Genomic DNA, 21,258 nt, shown 5'->3' on the forward strand with positions numbered 1-21,258 from the left:
AAATATTTGAATATTATTCCAAATTAAAAGTTTTTATAATATGTAGAACTTAATTTACTGTACTTATAATAGTTTATATGTGAGTATTTTGTAGTCTTTCAATCTTTTTAATTTTATTCCCTCCTTAAAGCAATATATTGCTCCTTTTTTAATGGTTTTGATATTCCTAGGATTTCTTTTACCCTCGAGATTATGTTTGATATTTCGATAAGCTTCCACATCAATATTTGAGATGAACTTCTCTTATCACATACATAAAAAAATGGTGCTTTTAATAATAACCCTTTATTATCCTACATCAATCCTTCGTTATATATCTTCAAATGGGATTTTCTGTATAAAATTACATACAAAACATTCAGAAAACACAGTCATAAAAAGCAATTATTGTTGTATTTTTTCGTTGGAAAAGATTTTAAACTTAGTTTAAGAAAGCGATTTCATTTAGGAGTTTAATGGAAAGGGTGGTTCTAGTTTATGAGTTTTAATAATGGAAATTGGACATCAGAATCGATTCATTCACTAGTGGATGCAGAGCAGGGGAAAATCGATCCACGTATTTATACGGATCAGGAGTTATATGAGTTGGAATTGGAGCGGGTTTTTGGTCGCTCGTGGTTGCTTCTTGGTCATGAGAGTCATGTGCCTAAGAAGGGAGATTATTTAACTACTTATATGGGAGAAGATCCTGTTGTGATGGTACGTCAGAGGGATGGCAGTATTAAGGTGTTTCATAATCAGTGTCGACATCGGGGGATGAGGATTTGCCGGGCTGATTGTGGGAATGCGAAGGCGTTCACTTGTACGTATCATGGTTGGGCATATGACACAGCTGGCAAATTAGTGAATGTGCCATTTGAAGAAGAGGCGTTTCCTTCTGATTTTAAGAAAGAAGATTGGGGGCCGTTGCAGGCGCGTGTGGAGATATATAAAGGATTAGTATTTGCCAATTGGGACCCAGAGGCACCGGATTTGTTGACATATTTAAGTGATGCCACACCATATATGGATACGATGCTGGACCGCTCTGAGGCAGGTACAGAGGTTATTGGTACGATGCAAAAGTGGGTGATTCCTTGTAATTGGAAGTTTGCGGCAGAGCAATTTGCAGGTGATATGTACCATGCGGCTACCACTTCTCATTTGGCAGCAGTAGTAGCAGGGTTGCCGGAAGATCAAGATTTGTCTGTTTTTCAACCACATATGAAAGGTCACCAGTTTCTTTCTGAATGGGGCGGTCATGGTTGTGGATTCTATCTTGATACAGCAAGAGGTTCGGTGCGTGTCGGTCCATTAGTAGATAAGTATTATAGTGAAGGTCCGGCATTTGAAAAGGCAAAAGAGCGATTAGAATCTAAAATGCCTTATCACAGAATGGGTGCAAGTCATATGACAATCTTCCCGAACTGTTCATTCCTTCCTTATGGAATGAATACTGTCCGCACATGGCATCCAAAAGGTCCGAATCAAATTGAAGTCTGGGCATTTGTCATTGTTGATAAAGATGCACCGCAGGAAATTAAGGATGAACTGGCTAGACAAAATGTCCGCACATTCAGTGCCGGTGGTGTATATGAGCAAGATGATGGAGAGAACTGGGTGGAGATTCAAAGCGCTCTTCGTGGCTATAAGTCAAAAACAGCTCCACTAGCTATGCAAATGGGGTTAAATGTACAAGGGAAAAATAATCCGGAATTTCCTGGTCAAACATCCTATGTATTTTCAGAAGATGTGGCGAGAGGGTTTTATTCTCATTGGGTCCGTATGATGTCTGAGTCAAGTTGGGATACATTGAGACCGCAGCCGGCCACGACCGCAACTGTTAAGTGAGTAGTGTTTAGTCAAACAAAGGAGGGTGAAAGAGGATGGAAGTAAAAGAGCTGGTTAAGCCGTTTAAATGGGCAGACAGTAGCCCAAGTTTGGAACTGCAGCATGAAATTGAACAGTTTTATTACAAGGAAGCACAGCTACTAGACCATTCGGAGTTTGAGGCGTGGTTAGCGTTAATGGATAAAGATATTCATTATTGGATGCCGATTCGCATGAACCGTTTAGGTAGAGAAATGGCTCAGGAGTATACGGCTATAGGACAAGGTGGGCATTACGACGATACTTATGAAACGATGCGCGGACGTATTCGGGCAAGAGTATCTGGGGTGAACTGGGCAGAGAATCCAGTATCGCGCACAAGGCATCTCATTTCGAATGTGATGATTAATGAGACGGAGGAGCCGAACACGTATGAAGTCGTGTCATCCTTTATCGTGTATCGTAATCGTTCTGAAAATCAGGCAGATATATTTCCAGGAGAGCGCAGGGATGTGCTGAGACGTTCAGAGGGAGGATTAGGTTTTAAAATAGCCCGCCGCACGATTTTAATCGATCAGAGTACACTTTTGTCAAATAACTTATCTGTCTTTTTTTGACATATAAGAAAGTATAAAATTTTTTAGTGGGTTTTCAGATCTAGCTCCAGGCGACATCGGCTCTATGGCCTAAGCCAATCCGCAGGAAAGGTTAAGGAACAACCTTTCCGCCGGCTCATCTTATGCTTGTCGGCGATTACGGGCGCCTTAAGCTTTTCTAAAAACATGATTAACAAGGAAAGGGGATGTATGGAATGAAATATACAAAGGTTTGCACCTTGTCTGATTTACCAGATGATGAGGGATTAAAAGTAGTGGAAGGGGATACGGCTGTAGCAGTGTTTAATGTGAATGGTAAAGTACTTGCCACACAGGATCGCTGTTCTCATGCCAAATGGTCACTGTCCGAGGGCGGTTATTTAGATGGAGATGTCATCGTTTGTTCACTGCATATGGGGAAGTTTTGCGCTCATACGGGGGCAGTAAAGATGGCTCCACCTTGGAAACCTTTGAAGAAATATCCGGTAAAGGTTGAGGGGGAGGATGTATTTGTGGCATTTGAGGATGGTTACTTTGAAGCAGAACAAAGTAAGAGCAAAGTAATGGATGGTTGACTTATTTTCACGAGTGGGGAGCTACAATGATGAAATTGACAAATGAAGTGGCCTTTGTCACAGGCGGAGCGTCCGGTGTTGGCCGGGCGATTGTAGAACGTTTCGTGTCTGAAGGTGCGAAGGTAGCAATATTTGATAAGTCAGTGGATCGTCTAAAAGAGCTTGAGCAGACATTTGGCGATGATGTCATGGGCATTGTTGGAGATGTTCGACAGCTGAGTGATTTGAAGTCAGCGGTCAATCAGTGTAGCGAACATTTTGGCAAAATTGACACCCTCATTGCAAATGTAGGCATTTGGGATTACAATATGGCACTTGTCGATCTTCCAGAAGATAAATTAGATCAAGCATTTGATGAATTATTTCATGTCAATGTGAAGGGATATTTACTAGCAGCTAAAGCCTGTCTTCCACAACTGGCTGAAACTAGAGGGAATATGATCTTTACTGTTTCCAATGCTGGGTTTTATACAAATGGTGGAGGACCGCTTTACACTTCCACAAAACATGCGGTGGTTGGGTTAATCCGCCAGTTGGCCTTTGAGTTGGCTCCTTATGTTCGTGTGAATGGAATTGCGATTGGCGGTGCCATGACAGATTTAAGAGGACCTGCTTCATTAGAAATGGATAGCCGCTCTGTCACAAGCATGTATAAGGAATGGTATGAGGACGAAGATTTGGAAGCAGGTAAAGAGAATATCGCAGCAGCATCTCCAGTCGGCCGTATTTTGCAAGGAGAAGATTATGCAGGTTCTTATGTGTTTTTTGCCTCTCGAGATGACAATATTCCCGCTACAGGCACTGTATTGAATTTTGATGGGGGTTGGGGAATACGCGGGATTCGTAGAAAAACAGGTAGTGAGGGTCTGTTGGAGAAATTAAAGGTTAAAGCTTTTGAAGGATTATAAATGAACGTTCGAGTAAGCGGATCATTGGTGGGCTCAGAGCAATAGAAACCCCAACTTAGCTAAGTTATTTGACTATAGTGTTTTACCTGTTTTGCTTAGGCTCACTAGTCATTAATCGACAGATACTTCCAAAAGAAGTAGAATAATTGTAAAATACTAATTTTTCGGGTAACTAATTCAACTAGTAACTTTCTTAAGTGGGTGAGTATATTGCAAAATAAGGTTCATTATCCTGAAGCTTTAGAGGCATTTGTACAAATGTCTTCAAATTTTGGCAACTTTAACTACACGGAGAAGGAATTCGAATCAGGATTGCCACAAATGCTTTTGAATTGCTTAGATAGAGTGTTAACAGAAAAAAATCATTTACAAGCTGCTGTAGATTTTAATAATGAAGCCATTGGACACTTCCTAAATGGTGTTGGCGAAGCACGATTGGCTGATGTATGTTATCAACTTACCAATAATCCTATTATTCTTGAAGATTTAGGATTTAATTACCTATATTCAGTCGGGTTAGATGCAGAACTGGCTAAACAATATAGTAATCAATTAAAGACCATTGTGAAAAACAATCAGAATAAAGCTATGCAGACGAAATTGAATGAACTGATAGAAAATCAGCAAGTAGTCGAAATGGAGCAATCTAATCAACATAAGAGATTAATAGCACCGATGATTTCAAAGGGGAAGGTGGTAGGATATTGCTCCTTTATTAAGCCTTCTTTTACTGAACTCGATTGGTTGAAAATGAAACAAATGCATTTGGTTGGGTCAGTAAGTAACTACAATAAGGAGTCCATTTTAGATACAGAGCTTAGGTTAAACATTAAAGGTGGACTGTTAGAAGACATGATTCATAATCGTCTAAATCCTGTCGTGTTGTTCAAAAGGGCAAGACATATTGGCGTAGATTTAGGGAAAGAGTATCAATTTCTCGTTTTAAAAGTGGATGCAGATTTTTATCCGAGTGAAAAGGAACCAATTGGTGCAATGAATCTGATTGAAGTTTTCTCAAGATATTTTATGGAACGTAATCTGAATATTCTCATATCGGAGGGTGCACAAAACATTGCCGCTTTGTTACCTATAGATATGTTCTCGAAGCATTTTATAAACGTAGATGAATTTATACGGAAATTACTTCATTTTCTTAAAGAGAAATATCCTCAAAATCCTTTTAAAATAGGCATAAGTTCAAAAGCAACATCGCTTGAAGATATTCCTATTCTATACAATGAAGCACTCATTTCATTGAATGTGAATAATCAACAAAAAGACATCATGTACTTCGATGATTTGGGTGCTGTAGGGATATTATTTCGTACAGGCAAAAATGAAGATATCCGACATTTCTGTAACAAGATGTTGTCAAAGTTAGTTGAGTACGATCGCGGGAAAGAATCAGAACTTACCAAAACATTATACATCTATATTAAAAATGGACAAAATATGTGTAAAACAGCAAAAATCATGAATTTATCACTAGGTGGTTTACGTTATCGTATACAAAAAATCGGAAAAATTTTAGAAGCAGATATTAATGATCTCCAAACAAGTAGTCAGCTTTTCTTAGCATTGCAGGCAAGCATTATTTTAGGAGATCTACATTTTGAATAATCATTGGCGGGTTGATATGTGCCTGCCGTGATATGAACAGTAAAACATAAGAGGTGGGAGTTATGGCTGAAATAGTAGCAGGAGTAGCAATGTCACATAGCCCAATGATCATGACAAATGAAGCTGGCGGTGGTGAAAAAGGACAACGCTTTCTAAATACCGTTACTGAGATGAAACAATGGCTTAAGGATATGGGGACAGATGTGATTGTGCTTATATCTGATGATCACTTTAATAGTTACTTTTATGATCACATGCCCTCCTTCACGATTGGAGTTGATCGCTGTGAAGGATGGGGAGATTGGGAAATTCCTGAATATCAAATTCCAGTCGAGAAAGAGTTAGCGAAGCATGTACTTGATACAGGATTGGGTAATAATGTAGACTTTGCTTTTTCCATGAGAATGAAAGTGGATCATGGTCATACGCAAGCAGTCCACTTTTTAAACGATGATTTAAATATTCCAGTTGTGCCGATTGCGGTGAATACAGCTGCCCCTCCACTTCCGACAATGGATCGGTGCTTCCAAGTCGGAGAAGTGGTTCGTGAGGCAATTGAAACATGGGAAAGTGATAAAAAAGTAGCGATTGTGGCATCAGGCGGCATTTCTCATTGGGTGCCGATTCCGAAGATTGATAGTGAAAAACCTGAGGATCAAGAGCTAATTAAAGTTCTGACAAATGGTCGTCAGCAGATTGAAGAGCTGGATGAATATTTAAACACGCGTAAAACACGTGTGACAAGCTTGAAATCTGGACCGGTCAATGAAGAGTGGGATCGTAAATTTTTACGAAACATTAGAGAGAAAGATTATCAGGCACTTAGACAATGGTCTCCAGATTATATAGAAGAAAATGGGGGAAATGGCGGCCAGGAGATACATAATTGGCTTGTGCTGCTTGGAATTTTGCAAGAGTTTGAACCAGAGGTTGCTTGTTATGAACCCATCCCTGAGTGGGTGACAGGAATGGGTGTTGTTAAGTTCCATAAAGTATAAAGGAGGATGTTCAGATGACAATTTGGAATGATTTAGCCGATTTAGCTTTTAAAAATTATTATGTCGATGCCAATGGAATAAGAACGAGAGTGCTAGAAGCAGGAACTGGTGAACCACTTATTTTGCTTCATGGTACAGGTGGTCATATAGAAGCCTATGCTCGGAATATTAGAGGATTAAGTGAGCACTTCCGCGTCATTTGTATTGATATGCTTGGGCATGGATACACGGAGAAGCCTAACCACCCATATGGAATTGATAGCTATAGTGATCATCTATTAGGAGTGATTCAAGCTTTAGATTTGAGGGAAGTCTATTTATCTGGTGAATCCCTAGGCGGATGGGTTGCAGCCTGGTTTGCAGCCCATCACCCTGGCATTGCTAAAGCTTTAGTATTAAATACGCCTGGAAATGTAAATAACAAAGCTGAAGTGATGAAAAAACTGAAGGAATCTACCGTTAAGGCGGTGCTAGAAGCAAACTATGAAAATGTGAAAACGCGGCTTGAATGGCTAATGTATGATAAGAGTCAAGTGACGGATGAACTGATAGAGGCACGATACAACATCTATACCCAACCATCCTATCAAAAGGCAGTTGATCATATTGTCGCCTTACAAGAAATAGAATTTAGACAAAAATATAGCTGGGACCCCTCTTGGTGTGGAAAGATTGATGTGCCAACCTTATTAGCATGGACCGACCATGACCCAACTTCAACTGTTGAGGAAGCTATGCCGATTCAAGAGATGATACCCGGAAGTGAATTAATCGTTATTAACGACGCGGGCCATTGGCCGCAATGGGAAAAGGTTGATGCGTTCAATAAGGTCATTATTGACTTTTTTAGCAAAATACCTGTGAAGTAAGTTTGTATTGTCTTACCTGACTTTGATAGTACAAGTGTAAAAATGTACTATCAAAGTTTTTTTGATATTCACAAGAAAGGGAGTTTAATCATTTGAGTAATCAAAAGACGATTAGTATACAGCAAATATACGAGCATTTACTTCATGCTGAACAAACGAAAACAGCGATTAAGCCACTAACTAATCAATATCCTAACCTAACTATTCACGATGCATATCAAGTCCAACTAAGAGCAATTGAACAGAAAGTGAAAGACGGTCATAAAGTTGTTGGTAAAAAGATTGGTTTAACATCCTTTGCGATGCAAGAACTTTTAGGAGTCGATCAACCTGATTACGGTCACTTATTAGATAGTATGAGCATACCCAACAAGGGATCAATCGATATCGATTCACTTTTCGAACCAAAAGTTGAAGGGGAAATTGCATTTGTACTTAATAAGGATTTAAAAGGCTCACATGTGACAGCCGAGGAAGTTTTATCCGCAACTGAATATATTATTCCTTCATTAGAAATTGTAGATAGCCGTATTCACAATTGGGAAATCAAATTAGAAGACACTGTTGCTGATAATGCATCTTGTGGGCTTTATGTATTAGGAGATGAGAAATTTAATGTTAGTGGTTTGGAGCTAAATAAAATCGAAATGAGCCTTTATAAAAATGGTGAATTATCGAATAAGGGAACAGGTGCAGATGTCTTAGGCCATCCAGCTGCATGTGTAGCATGGTTAGCGAATAAGTTATTTGAATATGATGTTGTTTTAAAAGCGGGAGAAGTAATTTTATCAGGTGCCTTATCCGCAGCAGTCGTTGCGCAAAAAGGAGATGTGTTTACTGCGGAATTCAGTAAGCTAGGAAAGGTGGAAATTGTTTTTCGTTAAAGGTACATACAAATAATCTATTATGCACCCTTATGAAGTATCAGTCTGATTACTCCATAAGGGTTTTTGCACTTTAATAGAATGGATATGGTTCTTTTGTTCATAATAAAGGAATAAATAACCATTTTAGGTTACGTTTTATACGTGATTATTACAGGTGATGTAAAAATTAAAGTATCTTAAATACAAAGTCGTTAAGTTAGGATTAAAATGCGTATGATGAATAGATTCTTTTGTATAATAAATGCGTTTTAATGCTAATAAAAGTAGGTGTGTAAATAATGGAAACCATCACAGATATATTTAAAAAACCAACTTCAAATAATGAAATTCAATTAATAGGGATGAAAGAAGAGGAAATTGCATTTGATCATTCGAAGGTGAAGTTTGTCGGAGAGGGCAATACATTAATTGTTGAACGTGGCGCCAAATTTAAAAATACGAATATTCATTTTAATGGCAATCATTCAGTTGTCATTATTGGTAAATCCAATCGACGTGCGACATTTAATGTTTCAGTATGGAATAATAGTGCCTTCTTTATTGGGCGCAATTATTCTTTTAATGGGAGTGCTAGATTTATTCTTTCAGAGCAAAAGAATCTTTTCATTGGTCATGATAATATGTTTTCCACAGGTGTGGTTGTAAGGTTAGCAGATCCACATTTGATTTATGATGCAGCAACGAAAAAGCGCATCAATCCAACTAAAAGCGTTTATTTAGGTGATCATATTTGGATTGGACAAGATGTGATGATATTAAAAGGTGTTAATATTGGGTCTGGTTCTATTCTTGGAGCAAAATCACTTGTGACAAAATCATTACCATCCAATGTGTCAGCAGCGGGAAGTCCGGCTCGAATTGTGCGCAATGATGTGTTTTGGGCTCGCCCATCTGTACATGCGTATACAGAAAATGAAACGGAAGCCGCAGAGCAATTTGCCGATGATCGGTTCATTTATAGCGAAGATGGAAGTATAAAGGAACCTATGAAGGTTATTGAAAAGCAATTAATTGATGCTGCTAACTGTGATGAGAAAGTAAATATCTTATTGCCTTACTTAGAAAATACTCCTAAAAATCGCTTTTATACTTCTGTGAAATCGAAACAGAAAGAGCCATTACTTAAAGGGATATTTTCAAAAGGAGAATAATTACTTCACATAAGTTGGTAATTGGTATAATATAATTATAAAATAATTGATGATTGATTAATCAATCATTTCAAGAAGGTGTTCAAATGCCATTATCGGAAAAACAAATTCAAAATATGGAGCTCCGGAAAAAGAAGATTTTAGAAGCGGCTATGGGGTTATTTGCGACTGAAGGGTATGAGGGTACGACAATTAAGAAGGTTTCTGTTGCTGCCAATGTTAGTTTTGGTAGTGTGTTTACTTATTTTAAAGATAAGGAAGCATTGTTTTATACCGTTGTTGTTGAACCATTAGCGGAATTGAAGGAGCGCGTTTTATTTTTTGATGAGACGTCTGCTGATCCTTTATTGGAAACAAAACAGATGTTAAGAGAGCATTTTAGAGCATTTGCAGAAATGAACCGTTATTTGCAATTGGTTGTACAAGTTGTGGGACAGCATGAACGGTATGCTGATGTGTTTAAGGAATTAGATGAGTTCCATGATGTATTTCGTGTGAAGGTCGGGAAATTGGTACAAAACGGGCAGCAAATAGGGGTGTTTAAAAAACAAGATCCGCTTATTGTTGCTACGTTGTATACGAGTCTCTTAATAGGCGTTCGTTTAAATTCGACTGATAATCGCTATAGTGATGTGTGGGAACAATATGCTGTCACTGCACTAAATCTTTTTGCACCAACTGAAAAAGTAACAGATAAAGGACTTTCTTAGTTTAGGGAAGTCTTCTCATTCGTTTCAACAATGATTGATTAATCAATCATTAAAAAGAGGAGGAATATGTATGAAAAATCTGCACCCAGCCATCCGTATTAGATTACTGTTACAATTCATTTCATCTATTTCAACAATGGCGATTTTACCTTATATCATTATTTATTTTGCTGAGGAAGTTGGGAAGGCCGTGACAGGTGTTCTATTTCTATGTGTGATGTTGGCAAGTGTTTTAGGCTCCTTATTAGGTGGATTTACTTCAGACAGAGTAGGGAGAAGGAAGGTAATATTGCTTGCAGAACTGTTTGTATTTATAGGGTATATAGGTGCTGCAGTTGCCAATACATCCGTTGGTGCCTATCCTTACATCACTTTTCTATTTTTTATAATCATTCAATTTAGCACAGGTGTCGTCAATCCAGCCTATCAAGCATTAATCATTGATGTGAGTTCCCCTGAAGAAAGAAAAATCATTTACACTTATGCCTATTGGGTTCGAAATTTAGGGATTGCTATTGGTAGTATGGTCGGCGCTTTCTTCTTTTTTTCCCACCTTGTCTTATTACTCCTTAGTGCAGCTCTTGTGTCCTTCCTTTCTATTTTGATGACAAAGGTGTTTATTAAAGAAACCTATCAACCTAACGTGCAGCGGCAAAAAAGTAGTCAAACGATTCAAGTGTATAAAGAGTATTTAAATATATTAAAGCATAAATTTTTTATCATATTTATTCTTGCTAGTGTATTAATTGTAGCTGTGGAGGAACAATTAACGAATTATATTGGTATTCGTTTAAAAGAACAGCTCCCAAATCCAATACAAATCATTACCGCCATTCCTATGGAAGTAGATGGTGTGAATCTACTAGGATTTTTGAAGGCAGAAAATACTTTACTTGTTGTTGCGCTTACGTTCGTTGTTATCACAGTCATAAAAAAGTGGAAGGAACGTGTGACATTTTTGGTTGGACTTTTGCTATTTTTCACCGGTTATACAGTTCTTAGCTTTACAACCATTCCCATGCTGCTTATTGTTGCTATGTTTCTTGCATCTATTGGTGAGATGATGTATATCCCGATGCAGCAGGCCTTGCTCGCTAATAGTGTGCCTGATCATGCGAGAAGTACTTACATGTCGCTGTATGGTGTTGCCATTTTCTTAGGTGTCAGTGCTGCAGGTGTCGTTGTCATTGTAAGTGAATGGGTTCCGCCTCTTGTTATTACTGGTGCAATTGGTCTAATGGGCGGGTTGAGTTTTATTTTGTTTGCGCGGTTAGTAAGCATAGCAAAGAAACAAGAAGAAACAAATATAACTAACCTAAAATCAGTCTCTAGATAGTAGGTTAGGTCAAAATGCAATATGTTTAAAAATCGACAAAAAAAGGGTGCCTACCTTCATCCAAACAATACTCGACCCGTTGCCTGTAGTTTTGCCATCCAATCATTTGTAATGCCTGGTCAATAGGGAAGTAGCCAACTGCTAAGCTTTCTGAGCTTGTGGTTAGTTCTCCGCCGGTAGGTTTGGCAAGGAATAAGGTGTTACAGATGGATTTTTCTACGTTTTGGAAGATGCCACAGAAGCGTATGATCTCTACGTCGATTCCAGATTCTTCTTTTGTTTCGCGGATGGCTGCCTCTGTGATGGATTCACCTTCTTCTACTTGTCCACCAGGCATTTCCCAACCTCTTAGTGGCCCTTTTATGAGTAGGATTTCATTATGATCGTTTAAAACAATCGTTGCTGCTGAGACAATATGTTTAGGTGTAGCCATAAAATCTCCCCTTGTATTTTTTAGATAATTTATTCCATATTATCATGAATGGATGAGATTTTTTCTAAAAGTTAAATCTATTAAAACATTTCAGCTTTACCTTACTAAAGAGTTTTCTTTTTCTGCAAAAAGGTCTACAATTTGATGTAAGTAATCATTGTGGAGGATTTAGGATGATAAAGCGAAGTTTAGTTGAAATTCAGGATATGTTAAATGGTTCAGGTCTGCAAGAAGAGTACGCTGATATCCGTGTTGACGGGGTTTCGATAGATACAAGAACATTACATAAGGGGAATTTATTTATTCCTATTATGAGAATTGATGATGGTCATAACTATGTAAATACGGCTTTCGATCGGGGGGCTACTGCAACCCTTTGGAAGAAGGGGCATAAGCATCCACCAGAAGGAGTACCTGTGATTTACGTCGATGATCCACTTCAAGCATTACAAGAGTTGGCAACTGCTTATCGTGAGCAATTAAATATAAAGGTTGTCGGTGTAACGGGGAGTAATGGAAAAACAACAACGAAGGATATGGTTAAGTCCATCTTACAGACGACATATAAAGTCCATAAGACAAAGGGGAATTTAAACAGCCAAATCGGGTTGCCTCTTACCATTCTTGATGTCGCAGAAGAGACAGAGGTCCTTGTTCTAGAAATGGGTATGAGTGAAAAGGGACAAATTCATCGTCTGTCAACCATTGCTCAGCCTGATGTTGTAGTTATTACGATGGTTGGTTTGGCACATATTGCGACACTAGGTTCAGAAGAAAATATCGCCAATGCTAAACTGGAAATTATTGATGGTTTAAGAGATGGCGGCTTATTTATATACTATGGCGATGATGCTCACTTAAAGCAGGCGTTAGCCAATGTTGATTTACCCATGCGTGTTAAAACATTCGGTCATGAGGTAACGAATAATTACTACTATGAAAAAGTAAAAGAATATAAAAAATATCTTGAGTTTGATATCGCAGGAGAGCAGTTATTTAAAGATCTAAAAGTATCGATCATTGGTAAACATAATGTGAAAAATACGTTAGCAGCGGTAGCTGTCGCTCTTGAATTGGGAGTGACACCTGAAAACATTATCGCTGGATTGAAGAACTTAGATTTGACTGCCATGCGAATGGAAACAATTCAAACAAAAAAAGGATACACCATTATTAATGATGCTTGGAATGCGAGTCCTAACTCTGTACAAGCTGCGATTGAAACAGTACAGGAAATGGAGGGCTATCATCAGAAAATATTAGTACTAGGAGATATGCTAGAGCTAGGTGATAGTGCTGAAACTCTCCATAAACAAATGGCAAAGGCAATTGACCCGAATGAAATTGATTTTGTCGTCACATATGGAATATTAGCCTCTGCAATTGCTAAAGAAGCGAAACAAATGATGGGGGAAGACAAAGTGGTGTCTCCTTATACAAAATCGGAAATCGTCCAATTTATTAATAAAATCGTGAAGAAAGAAGCCCTCATTCTATTTAAGGGCTCCAGGGAGATGAAATTAGAAGAAGTAGTGAAAAACTTAATCTAAGTTTAAAAGCAGCTCACTTAAAATTTATGTGAGCTGCTTTTTTATTTTCCTATTTGGTATAATTCTCCTTTCAATAACAAATAGTAAGGTCAGAATATTGTGAAGGGAAGTGCACGCATGACAGAAGAAAAGATTAACCTTTCTTCTTCGGAGTTAGCGTCTTTATGGACATCTTATATGCAGAATACGATGTCCGTTCAGTTTTTAAGTTATTTGCGAGAAACCGTTGAGGATAAGATGATATCTCAACTAGTACAAACTGCTTGTCAGATTTCAGAAGACCATATAGCAAAATTGAAAAGTATCTTTCAACAAGAGAAAATACCCATTCCAAAAGGGTTTACTGCTGAGGATGTAAATATTCATGCCCCGAAAGTGTATACAGATATTTTTATGTTAACCTACATTCATCATATGGCTAAAGCTGGCATGCTTAGTTATAGTGGCTTTCTTGCCTTAAGTGCAAGAAAAGATATAAGGAAGCTTTTTAATAAGACACTTTTTGCGACAGCTGATTTATTTGAGCAAAGTTCAGAAATCCAAATCAATAAAGGTGTATTTGTACGATCGCCTGTTATTCCTTATCCAAAAGAAATTGATATGGTGGATGATAAAAGTTATTTCAAAGGATTAAATCCGTTTGCAGACAAAAGGGCGTTGAATGCTGTGGAAATCTCTCATCTTCATCTTAATTTTTTCAATAATGTTGTTGGGCTAAAATTAGCTACAAGCTTTGCCCAAATGTCACCAAGAAAAGAAGTACAAAAGATATGTATACAAGGCAAAGATATTTCAGAAAAACATGTGGAATTATTTGCTGTTACTTTGATTAACAATGGTCTCCAAGCACCAATTGATGGAGATGTTAGTATTACCAATTCAACTGCCGAAGTATTCTCGGATAAATTAATCCTTTTTCAATTAGGGATGTTAACAGCTGCCGGGAGTGGAAACTATGCGACGGGTGCTGCAGCAAGTCAAAGGCATGACCTGATCATCAATTATGAACGTTTAGCTATGGAAGTGGGTCAGTATGCAAAGGATATAGGGAATTTAATGGTGGAATTGGGTTATCTTGAACAACCACCTGGAACATTAGATAAAGAAACATTAGCCAAAAATAAAGAAAAACATTAGTAAGGTAAGCATCGTGAAGATGCTTACCTTTTTACTATCCGTGATTGGTAGAACGTCTACTTTACGCCATTGACCTAGCTCTATTTATTCTTAGGAGGCGATTAGATCTCTTGTAGATAGAGTAGTTTAATTTCACTAACCATCTTTGGATTAGATGAATCAAATGAGCAATAAATTCCAACGTCCATCCCTCCACACCGATATTACGTGACGAGCACGTAGCCCTATCTTTTCCTAAAGAATAAATGTTATACAGATGAAAAGTTGGTAATAAATGACGAATGTGACATGTTTAATAAAGGAGAGAAAGGGAATGGGTTAAGTAGAATCAATAATATCCCTAAAGGAGCTTGATTATACTTATGCGAAATTATACTAAGCAATATATTAATGGCGAATGGGTCACATCAACGGGATCTAAAACCATTGATGTCATTAATCCAGCAACGGAAGAAGTAATGGGAAAAATTAGTTCAGGAACAGAAGAAGATTTAGATAAAGCAGTGGCAGCGGCCAAAGCTGCATTTCCATCATTCTCTCAAACATCAGTAGAAGAAAGAATTGAGTTACTTGAGCGAATTTGTCAAGAATACGAAAAACGTAAAGACGATATTATAGAAGTGATTACAGAAGAACTTGGCTCTCCTGTTAAGCGAAGCAATAAAGTCCATTATCAAATGGGTTTACAACACTTTAAACAAGCGGTAGAGGAATTAAAAACGTTCAAATTTGAAGAAGAACGAGGAAACACATTAGTTCGCAAGGAAGCGATTGGTGTAGCAGGACTCATAACACCATGGAACTTCCCTACGAATCAAACCTCTACTAAACTGGCAAGTGCGTTTGCTGCTGGTAGTACCGTAGTGCTTAAACCAGCATCTAATACACCATTTGCAGCGATGATTTTAGCGGAAATCTTTGAAGCGGCAGGTTTGCCAAAAGGTGTCTTTAACCTAGTAACAGGTTCAGGTTCAACAATCGGTAATGGCATTAGTTCACATCCTGATATTGATTTCGTATCCTTTACAGGATCTGGTGAAGTCGGACAAAAAATTATGGAAAACGCAGCTTCAACTATCAAGAAAGTTTCTCTTGAGTTAGGTGGAAAATCACCACTTATCGTGTTAGATGATGCAGACATTAAAGGAGCGGCAAAAACAGCCGTTGCGCTCGTCGCAGGAAATACAGGTCAAGTTTGTACAGCGGCAACAAGAACACTCATTCCAAAAGGAATGCATGATGAATTCGTTGAGGCTGTAAAAGAAGTGATTGAAAACTTCCCAGTCGGTGATCCAACAAGTCAAGATGTTCAAGTGGGTCCTCTTGTCGATGCAGATCAATGGGAAAGGGTACAATCGTATATTAAAAAAGGATCAGAAGAAGGAGCAGAATTAATTGCCGGTGGTCCTGGAAAACCAGAAGGACTGGAGAAAGGTTATTATACGAAAATCACTGCTTTTACAAATGTGAAAAACGATATGACGATTGCCCAAGAAGAAATCTTTGGACCAGTAATGAGTATCCTCACATACGATAACTTGGATGAAGCAATCGAAATCGCTAATGATACCATTTATGGATTAGCTGGATACGTTTACGGTGGCGATCGTAACACATTACAAAAAGTGGCCAAAGGCATTCGCGCTGGACAAATCCAAGTCAATAATTCAAAAACTGATTTCTCAGCACCGTTTGGCGGCTTTAAACAATCAGGCATTGGACGTGAATGGGGAGACTTTGGTATCGAAGAATTTTTAGAACCTAAATCCATCATCGGCTACTATGCTTAAATCTAATAGGTTCCCTTGTACCGGGGACCTTTATTAATTTTTCTAAAGGTGTTGACAGAATGTAACACTAGATGTAAAGTGAACATGGCAATCCATATGAATCCTCGTTAGGTGAGGCTCCTGTATAGAGATATGCTACTGCCCAAAAATGTCCAAAGACGCCAATGGGTCAACAGGAACCATCGACATAAGGTGGTTTTTAATGTAGCTGGTATTTACCTATGCTGTACAGTGCTAAAGCTCTACGAATGGAGGGGTAATTACTGCTTGTACAATACACGTACATGTTGTATTTTCTATGCATTTTATGCACCTCCACGGTTAGTTGGAGGTGCTTTTTCATTTTAAAAAAACAAGGAGGTGGTGCGGGATGGATAGTATTCCCAATCCGAGGTCGAGTAAACAGGAATTGATCAATAGGGAGAAAAGAGGAGGGTATTTGTTCTGCACCACTCATCTTATACAGAATAAATAGGCTCTTCTTCAGAAATGGAGGAGTCGAAATGAACCAATTATTAAAATTAAAACAAAAAAAAGATTACCAAAAACAAGTATTAAAATATATCACTGAACGCAACTTAAAAATGTTTCGTGAGACATTCCTTGAATTGCATCCGACGGACCAAGTAGAAGTGTTTAAAGAAATGGAACTGCCATTACAAAAACAATTGCTACTTTTTCTGACACCCGAAGAGTTCTCTGATATTTTCCAAGGGCTAGACTTAGAGGATCAATCTGAGGTTTTCACTCATATAGGCTTTCAATATGCTGTCGCGATGTTTAATTATATGTCCGCTGATGACGTTGCCGATTTCTTGCTTGAAATGGAAGTAGAAAATGCAGATGATATCCTTCAATCCATGGATCAAGAAGAAGCCAATAAAGTCATCGAGCTGATGACTTATGCACCGAGAACGGCCGGTGCCATTATGACGAAAGAATTCATTCGCATTTCAGTTGAGTCCACTGCCGCCCAAGTCATTGAAGAACTAAGAGAAACGGCAATGGCTGCTGAGACGATTTACTATTTATACGTCGTCGATATAGAGGAGCGTCTTGCTGGGGTTGTTTCATTAAGAGATTTAATTATTGCACAGCCTGATCAAATCATTGATGATATTATGAGCACACAAGTGGTTTCTGTACCGGTCAATGAAGATCAAGAAAAAGTGGCACGTTTGATTAAAGAATATGATTTTCTAGCGGTTCCTGTCATTGGGAAAGAAGGAAAGCTTGTCGGTATTATTACAGTCGATGATGTTATCGATGTACTAGAAGAAGAGACAGATGATGATTTTGGAGAATTTGCTGCTTCTAAAGGGGCGACAGATTTAAACTTAACGGCTTTTAGTGCCGCAAAAAAGCGTGCACCTTGGATTGTTTTATTGATGTTTTTCGGTATGATTACCGCTAACATCATCGGTCGCTTTGAAGAAACATTACAGCAAATTGTCATCCTCGCTGCATTTATGCCATTGATTATGGGAACGGCAGGTAACACAGGGACACAATCATTAGCTGTTGCAGTCCGTGGATTAGCCACTGGATCAGTAGAGAAAAACGGTGTATGGCAAATAGTGAAAAGGGAATTGGGTACTGGTTTGATGCTCGGTGTCGTATGTATGATCGTATTAACAGGTATTATTGGTCTATTCTACCAAGGAAATTGGCTGCTTGCTTTTATCGTTGGTGCGTCACTATTTTTAGCATTAAGTATGGCCGCAGTGATTGGAGCAGTTGTTCCGCTCATTATCAACCGCTTAAAAATTGATCCAGCCATTGCATCCGGCCCTTTTATTACTACATTAAATGATATTCTTAGCCTACTGATTTATTTCTCTATTGCAACGACCATGATGGACAAAATTATATGAAAGAACCAACACTTCCATTTAAGAATGGAGGTGTTTTTTTATGGGGAAAATACAATACAAAAAGCAAGTGGAGAAAGATAATTAGGAAATCGGGGAAGATAACTTTGTATCATTCTTGGCGTGTTTCCGTAAATTCGCAACGAGCCAGGATTTGTTGAGAGTACGATTTTTGGAGCGTTTATTCCTTAAATGAGTCAAGATTTGCAGAAAGTCCAAAATTTTGGAGCGTTTACTCTTTAAACGAATCAAATATAGAGAAACCCCATTTTATTTGATACGTTTCCAGCAAGAAACGAGTCAGGATTCTGAGATTGGTGAAGAATTTGAAGCGTTTGTATGTTAAACGCGTCAAAATTAGTAGAAGGTTCAAATGTTTGATTCGTTCCTTTCCAAAACGAGTCAAGATTTACAGAATGTCCAAATTTTTGGAGCGATTACTTGTTAAACGAATCAAATATAGAGTACCCCCCTTTTATTTGATACGTTTCCAGCAAGAACGAGTCAGGATTCTGAGGGCGGTGAAAAATTTGAAGCGTTTATCTGTTAAACGAGTCAAAAATAGTAGTTGGTTCAAATGTTTGATTCGTTCCTTTCCAAAACGAGTCAAGATTTACAGAATGTCCAAATTTTTGGAGCGATTACTTGTTAAACGAATCAAATATAGAGTAACCCTATGCTATTTGATACGTTTCCAGCAAGAACGAGTCAGTATTCTGAGAGCGGTGAAAAATTTGAAGCGTTTGTCTGTTAAAAGAGTCAAATATAGTAGTTGGTTCAAAATAATTGCCGCGTTTCCAACTATTACAAAAGCTAGCTCGCCTATTCTGATTCGAGTTCACTAGAACAAGCCAATATTTCCGGCTGAGTACAATTCAGGCACCGTCATCTCATCAGCCCGTTTATCATTCTATATCATCCTCCGAAAAGTATCATAGAGGTAAAATAATCAATCATATCTTTCTTTATCAAGTGAGAGATATATAATATGAAGTTTCTTTTTTTGTGATCTATCCTGTTATCAGTTAAAATATAATTGAGAATGGGGAGTTGTGGACTGAAAAAGCTACCACTTGATTTCAGTTACAGTCCATTATATAATTTTCTCATAAACTATAACGTAATAGTTTGTGTTTTTTCTTAAAAAGTTTCAACCTATAAACATAGGTTTTAGATAAAACTGAAACGTAATACTTAATATAGAAAGGGGGTTACTTCATTGGGAAGGCGTTATTGCGAATTGGTCAGGTGGCGAAATTGAGCGGTTTAACATCACGGACGATTGATTATTACACAAAAAAGAATTTATTGAGTGTCGAACGTTCCTCTTCAAACTACCGTCTTTATCCTGAGGATGTCCTGAATACGTTAGAAAGGATTAAAGCTTTGAAGAAAGAGAGATTATCAATTCTAGAGATTCAGAGAGTACTTCATACACAGGATAACCAAGGAGTAGACCCCATGGTAATAGAGGTCCAAGAGGAAATCAATCGTTTAAAAGGGAAGCTTGAAATCGTAGAACAACGATATCAACAATGTTCCGAAATCGAAAAAAAGCGTGTGTTTCGCTTACTTGAAAAAGAATTATCAGATTGTTTCAAACGATTGAATGAGTGTTAACTATTTTGGAGGTGAATCCCTCAGTTAAGAGGGAAATAATTGGACATAATAACCATTACGAATTTAATAATGCTTGTAATTTTACTTGCTCTGACGGCGTTTTTCGTTGCGTCTGAGTTCGCAGTAGTCAAACTCCGTATGTCGAGAATTGACCAGTTAATTGCTGAAGGAAATAAAAAAGCGGTTCTTGCTAAGAAAGTAGCAGCGGACCTGGATTATTATTTATCAGCTTGTCAACTTGGTATTACGGTAACAGCCCTTGGTTTAGGTGCATTAGGTAAACCGGCTGTAAGTGCTGTGTTGTATCCTGTTTTTAGTTGGTTAAACATTTCTGCTACTATTGCTGATGTTGCTTCTTATGCAATTGCTTTTGCATTAGTAACTTATTTACACGTGGTAGTCGGAGAGATGGCACCGAAAACTTTAGCTATTCAATTTTCGGAAAAAGTGACGTTAATGCTTGCTCCTTCACTTTACTGGTTCGGTAAGATTATGTCGCCGTTTATTTTTGCTTTAAATGGTGCTTCTCGTCTTTTATTGCGTATGTTTGGTGTCGCGCCAGCTCCGCAAGAAAAGGCATACACTGAGGAAGAATTAAAAATCGTTATGGCACAAAGTTTCCAAGGTGGAGAAATTGATCAAACAGAACTGAAGTATTTAGAGAACGTCTTTTCTTTTGATGAAAGAGTAGCAAAAGATATCATGGTTCCAAGAACAGATCTTGTGACAATTGATAAGGATATGACTCCAGATGAACTGATCGCCATTTTAGATGAACATAATTATACGCGTTATCCCGTTGTCGAAAATGGGGATAAAGACCGTATTATTGGTGTTGTCAATGCGAAGAAAATGCTCAGTCACATTGTGAGTGGCAGGGAAGTAAAGTTAGAGCAATATATGCGTGATGTTCCATTTGTTGTAGAAGTAACAAGTATACAAGATGCGCTGGTGAAAATGCAGCAAGAACAAGTCCATATGACTGTTGTTATGGATGAGTACGGCGGAACTTCTGGTGTTTTAACGATGGAGGATGTACTTGAAGAGCTAGTTGGCGAAATTCGCGATGAATTTGATGAGGATGAAGTAGCGGATATCCGTCCAGCGGGTGAACAAAAGTATATCATCAATGGACGTGTGTTATTGACTGATTTGGAAGACCGGTTTGGCCTAACATTTGAAGATAGTGAAGATATCGACACAATTGCTGGTTGGATACAATATAAAAACCTTGAAGTAGTAGAGCAGGGTGACGAGGTTCATCACGATAATCATGTGTGGGAAGTGGCTGAAATGGATAATTATCAAATTAAACAAGTCATGTTCCATCAATATTTAGAAGATCAAATAGCAGAGGAAACCCCTCAATCATCGTAATCATCTTGGAGGTGAATCCCT

18 protein-coding genes and 1 riboswitch are annotated in these 21,258 nt (G+C 38.1%); of the genes, 17 read left to right on the forward strand and 1 reads right to left on the reverse strand.

All coding sequences use genetic code 11. The annotated features are described in order from the left end of the window. Window positions 1-477 precede the first annotated feature (477 nt). The 11 genes from MKX67_RS02630 (at window position 478) to MKX67_RS02680 (ending at window position 11,459) form a co-directional block, all read left to right on the forward strand. Window positions 478-1,830 (forward strand): aromatic ring-hydroxylating dioxygenase subunit alpha, encoded by a 1,353-nt coding sequence (locus tag MKX67_RS02630; RefSeq protein ID WP_322910513.1) that lies wholly within the window; start codon window positions 478-480, stop codon window positions 1,828-1,830. A 35-nt stretch (window positions 1,831-1,865) separates the two neighbouring features. Then, the gene (locus MKX67_RS02635; RefSeq protein ID WP_095370777.1) at window positions 1,866-2,426 is read left to right on the forward strand and encodes an aromatic-ring-hydroxylating dioxygenase subunit beta; all 561 of its coding nucleotides are present in this window, start codon (window positions 1,866-1,868) and stop codon (window positions 2,424-2,426) included. A 194-nt stretch (window positions 2,427-2,620) separates the two neighbouring features. Beyond that, entirely contained in the window at window positions 2,621-2,980 is a 360-nt protein-coding gene (locus MKX67_RS02640) for a non-heme iron oxygenase ferredoxin subunit (protein WP_095370776.1), read from the forward strand. A 26-nt stretch (window positions 2,981-3,006) separates the two neighbouring features. Continuing rightward, window positions 3,007-3,888, forward strand: coding sequence for a 3-(cis-5,6-dihydroxycyclohexa-1,3-dien-1-yl)propanoate dehydrogenase (hcaB, locus tag MKX67_RS02645; RefSeq protein WP_342488806.1), 882 nt, complete (start codon window positions 3,007-3,009; stop codon window positions 3,886-3,888). A gap of 210 nt (window positions 3,889-4,098) precedes the next feature. Continuing rightward, entirely contained in the window at window positions 4,099-5,508 is a 1,410-nt protein-coding gene (locus tag MKX67_RS02650) for a helix-turn-helix domain-containing protein (RefSeq protein ID WP_307318778.1), read from the forward strand. A gap of 62 nt (window positions 5,509-5,570) precedes the next feature. Then, the gene (locus MKX67_RS02655) at window positions 5,571-6,506 is read left to right on the forward strand and encodes a hypothetical protein (protein ID WP_322910512.1); all 936 of its coding nucleotides are present in this window, start codon (window positions 5,571-5,573) and stop codon (window positions 6,504-6,506) included. A 14-nt stretch (window positions 6,507-6,520) separates the two neighbouring features. Then, entirely contained in the window at window positions 6,521-7,375 is an 855-nt protein-coding gene (locus MKX67_RS02660) for an alpha/beta hydrolase (RefSeq protein WP_095370773.1), read from the forward strand. 92 nt (window positions 7,376-7,467) lie between these two features. Next, window positions 7,468-8,259 carry a 2-keto-4-pentenoate hydratase gene (locus MKX67_RS02665; RefSeq protein ID WP_322910511.1) on the forward strand — a complete coding sequence of 264 codons (792 nt, stop codon included), beginning with the start codon at window positions 7,468-7,470 and terminating at the stop codon, window positions 8,257-8,259. Window positions 8,260-8,540: 281 nt separating this feature from the next. Beyond that, window positions 8,541-9,413: an acyltransferase gene (locus tag MKX67_RS02670; protein WP_322910510.1), complete on the forward strand. Its 873-nt coding sequence runs from the start codon at window positions 8,541-8,543 to the stop codon at window positions 9,411-9,413. Window positions 9,414-9,499: 86 nt separating this feature from the next. Beyond that, window positions 9,500-10,123, forward strand: a complete 624-nt coding sequence (locus MKX67_RS02675; RefSeq protein ID WP_322910509.1) for a TetR/AcrR family transcriptional regulator — start codon at window positions 9,500-9,502, stop codon at window positions 10,121-10,123. 70 nt (window positions 10,124-10,193) lie between these two features. Next, a complete protein-coding gene (locus tag MKX67_RS02680; protein ID WP_322910508.1) occupies window positions 10,194-11,459 on the forward strand; it encodes an MFS transporter in 1,266 nt (421 codons plus the stop codon). Between the two features lie 25 nt (window positions 11,460-11,484). Here the strand turns inward: MKX67_RS02680 and MKX67_RS02685 are convergent, their stop codons facing one another. Next, on the reverse strand, window positions 11,485-11,892 hold the full coding sequence (locus tag MKX67_RS02685; protein WP_322910507.1) for an NUDIX domain-containing protein: 408 nt from the start codon (window positions 11,890-11,892) through the stop codon (window positions 11,485-11,487). Between the two features lie 173 nt (window positions 11,893-12,065). Between MKX67_RS02685 and murF the strand changes: the two genes are divergently transcribed. The 6 genes from murF to MKX67_RS02715 all read left to right on the forward strand — a co-directional run bounded on the left by murF (window position 12,066) and on the right by MKX67_RS02715 (window position 21,237). After that, window positions 12,066-13,442, forward strand: a complete 1,377-nt coding sequence (gene murF, locus MKX67_RS02690; protein WP_322910506.1) for a UDP-N-acetylmuramoyl-tripeptide--D-alanyl-D-alanine ligase — start codon at window positions 12,066-12,068, stop codon at window positions 13,440-13,442. A 117-nt stretch (window positions 13,443-13,559) separates the two neighbouring features. Further along, window positions 13,560-14,579, forward strand: coding sequence for a DUF3231 family protein (locus tag MKX67_RS02695; protein WP_307318764.1), 1,020 nt, complete (start codon window positions 13,560-13,562; stop codon window positions 14,577-14,579). Between the two features lie 362 nt (window positions 14,580-14,941). Continuing rightward, window positions 14,942-16,369 carry an aldehyde dehydrogenase family protein gene (locus MKX67_RS02700; protein ID WP_322910505.1) on the forward strand — a complete coding sequence of 476 codons (1,428 nt, stop codon included), beginning with the start codon at window positions 14,942-14,944 and terminating at the stop codon, window positions 16,367-16,369. 96 nt (window positions 16,370-16,465) lie between these two features. Continuing rightward, a riboswitch (M-box (ykoK) riboswitch) is annotated at window positions 16,466-16,630 on the forward strand. Between the two features lie 242 nt (window positions 16,631-16,872). Further along, a complete protein-coding gene (gene mgtE, locus MKX67_RS02705) occupies window positions 16,873-18,243 on the forward strand; it encodes a magnesium transporter (protein WP_095370766.1) in 1,371 nt (456 codons plus the stop codon). Window positions 18,244-19,488: 1,245 nt separating this feature from the next. Continuing rightward, complete coding sequence (locus tag MKX67_RS02710) at window positions 19,489-19,860, forward strand: MerR family transcriptional regulator (RefSeq protein ID WP_224939188.1); 372 nt, start codon at window positions 19,489-19,491, stop codon at window positions 19,858-19,860. Window positions 19,861-19,899: 39 nt separating this feature from the next. After that, on the forward strand, window positions 19,900-21,237 hold the full coding sequence (locus tag MKX67_RS02715; protein ID WP_095370764.1) for a hemolysin family protein: 1,338 nt from the start codon (window positions 19,900-19,902) through the stop codon (window positions 21,235-21,237). Window positions 21,238-21,258 lie beyond the last annotated feature (21 nt).

Origin of the sequence: Cytobacillus sp. FSL W7-1323 (assembly GCF_038595015.1) — a bacterium.
Taxonomy (GTDB): Bacteria; Bacillota; Bacilli; order Bacillales; family Cytobacillaceae; genus Cytobacillus; species Cytobacillus kochii.

What these genes read in the sequence shown, in the direction of transcription:
- MKX67_RS02630 (WP_322910513.1), top strand. Translation starts at nt 478, where the DNA reads ATGAGTTTTAATAATGGAAATTGGACATCAGAATCGATTCATTCACTA.
- MKX67_RS02635 (WP_095370777.1), top strand. Translation starts at nt 1,866, where the DNA reads ATGGAAGTAAAAGAGCTGGTTAAGCCGTTTAAATGGGCAGACAGTAGC.
- MKX67_RS02640 (WP_095370776.1), top strand. Translation starts at nt 2,621, where the DNA reads ATGAAATATACAAAGGTTTGCACCTTGTCTGATTTACCAGATGATGAG.
- hcaB (WP_342488806.1), top strand. Translation starts at nt 3,007, where the DNA reads ATGATGAAATTGACAAATGAAGTGGCCTTTGTCACAGGCGGAGCGTCC.
- MKX67_RS02655 (WP_322910512.1), top strand. Translation starts at nt 5,571, where the DNA reads ATGGCTGAAATAGTAGCAGGAGTAGCAATGTCACATAGCCCAATGATC.
- MKX67_RS02660 (WP_095370773.1), top strand. Translation starts at nt 6,521, where the DNA reads ATGACAATTTGGAATGATTTAGCCGATTTAGCTTTTAAAAATTATTAT.
- MKX67_RS02670 (WP_322910510.1), top strand. Translation starts at nt 8,541, where the DNA reads ATGGAAACCATCACAGATATATTTAAAAAACCAACTTCAAATAATGAA.
- MKX67_RS02675 (WP_322910509.1), top strand. Translation starts at nt 9,500, where the DNA reads ATGCCATTATCGGAAAAACAAATTCAAAATATGGAGCTCCGGAAAAAG.
- MKX67_RS02680 (WP_322910508.1), top strand. Translation starts at nt 10,194, where the DNA reads ATGAAAAATCTGCACCCAGCCATCCGTATTAGATTACTGTTACAATTC.
- MKX67_RS02685 (WP_322910507.1), bottom strand. Translation starts at nt 11,892, where the DNA reads ATGGCTACACCTAAACATATTGTCTCAGCAGCAACGATTGTTTTAAAC.
- murF (WP_322910506.1), top strand. Translation starts at nt 12,066, where the DNA reads ATGATAAAGCGAAGTTTAGTTGAAATTCAGGATATGTTAAATGGTTCA.
- MKX67_RS02695 (WP_307318764.1), top strand. Translation starts at nt 13,560, where the DNA reads ATGACAGAAGAAAAGATTAACCTTTCTTCTTCGGAGTTAGCGTCTTTA.
- MKX67_RS02700 (WP_322910505.1), top strand. Translation starts at nt 14,942, where the DNA reads ATGCGAAATTATACTAAGCAATATATTAATGGCGAATGGGTCACATCA.
- mgtE (WP_095370766.1), top strand. Translation starts at nt 16,873, where the DNA reads ATGAACCAATTATTAAAATTAAAACAAAAAAAAGATTACCAAAAACAA.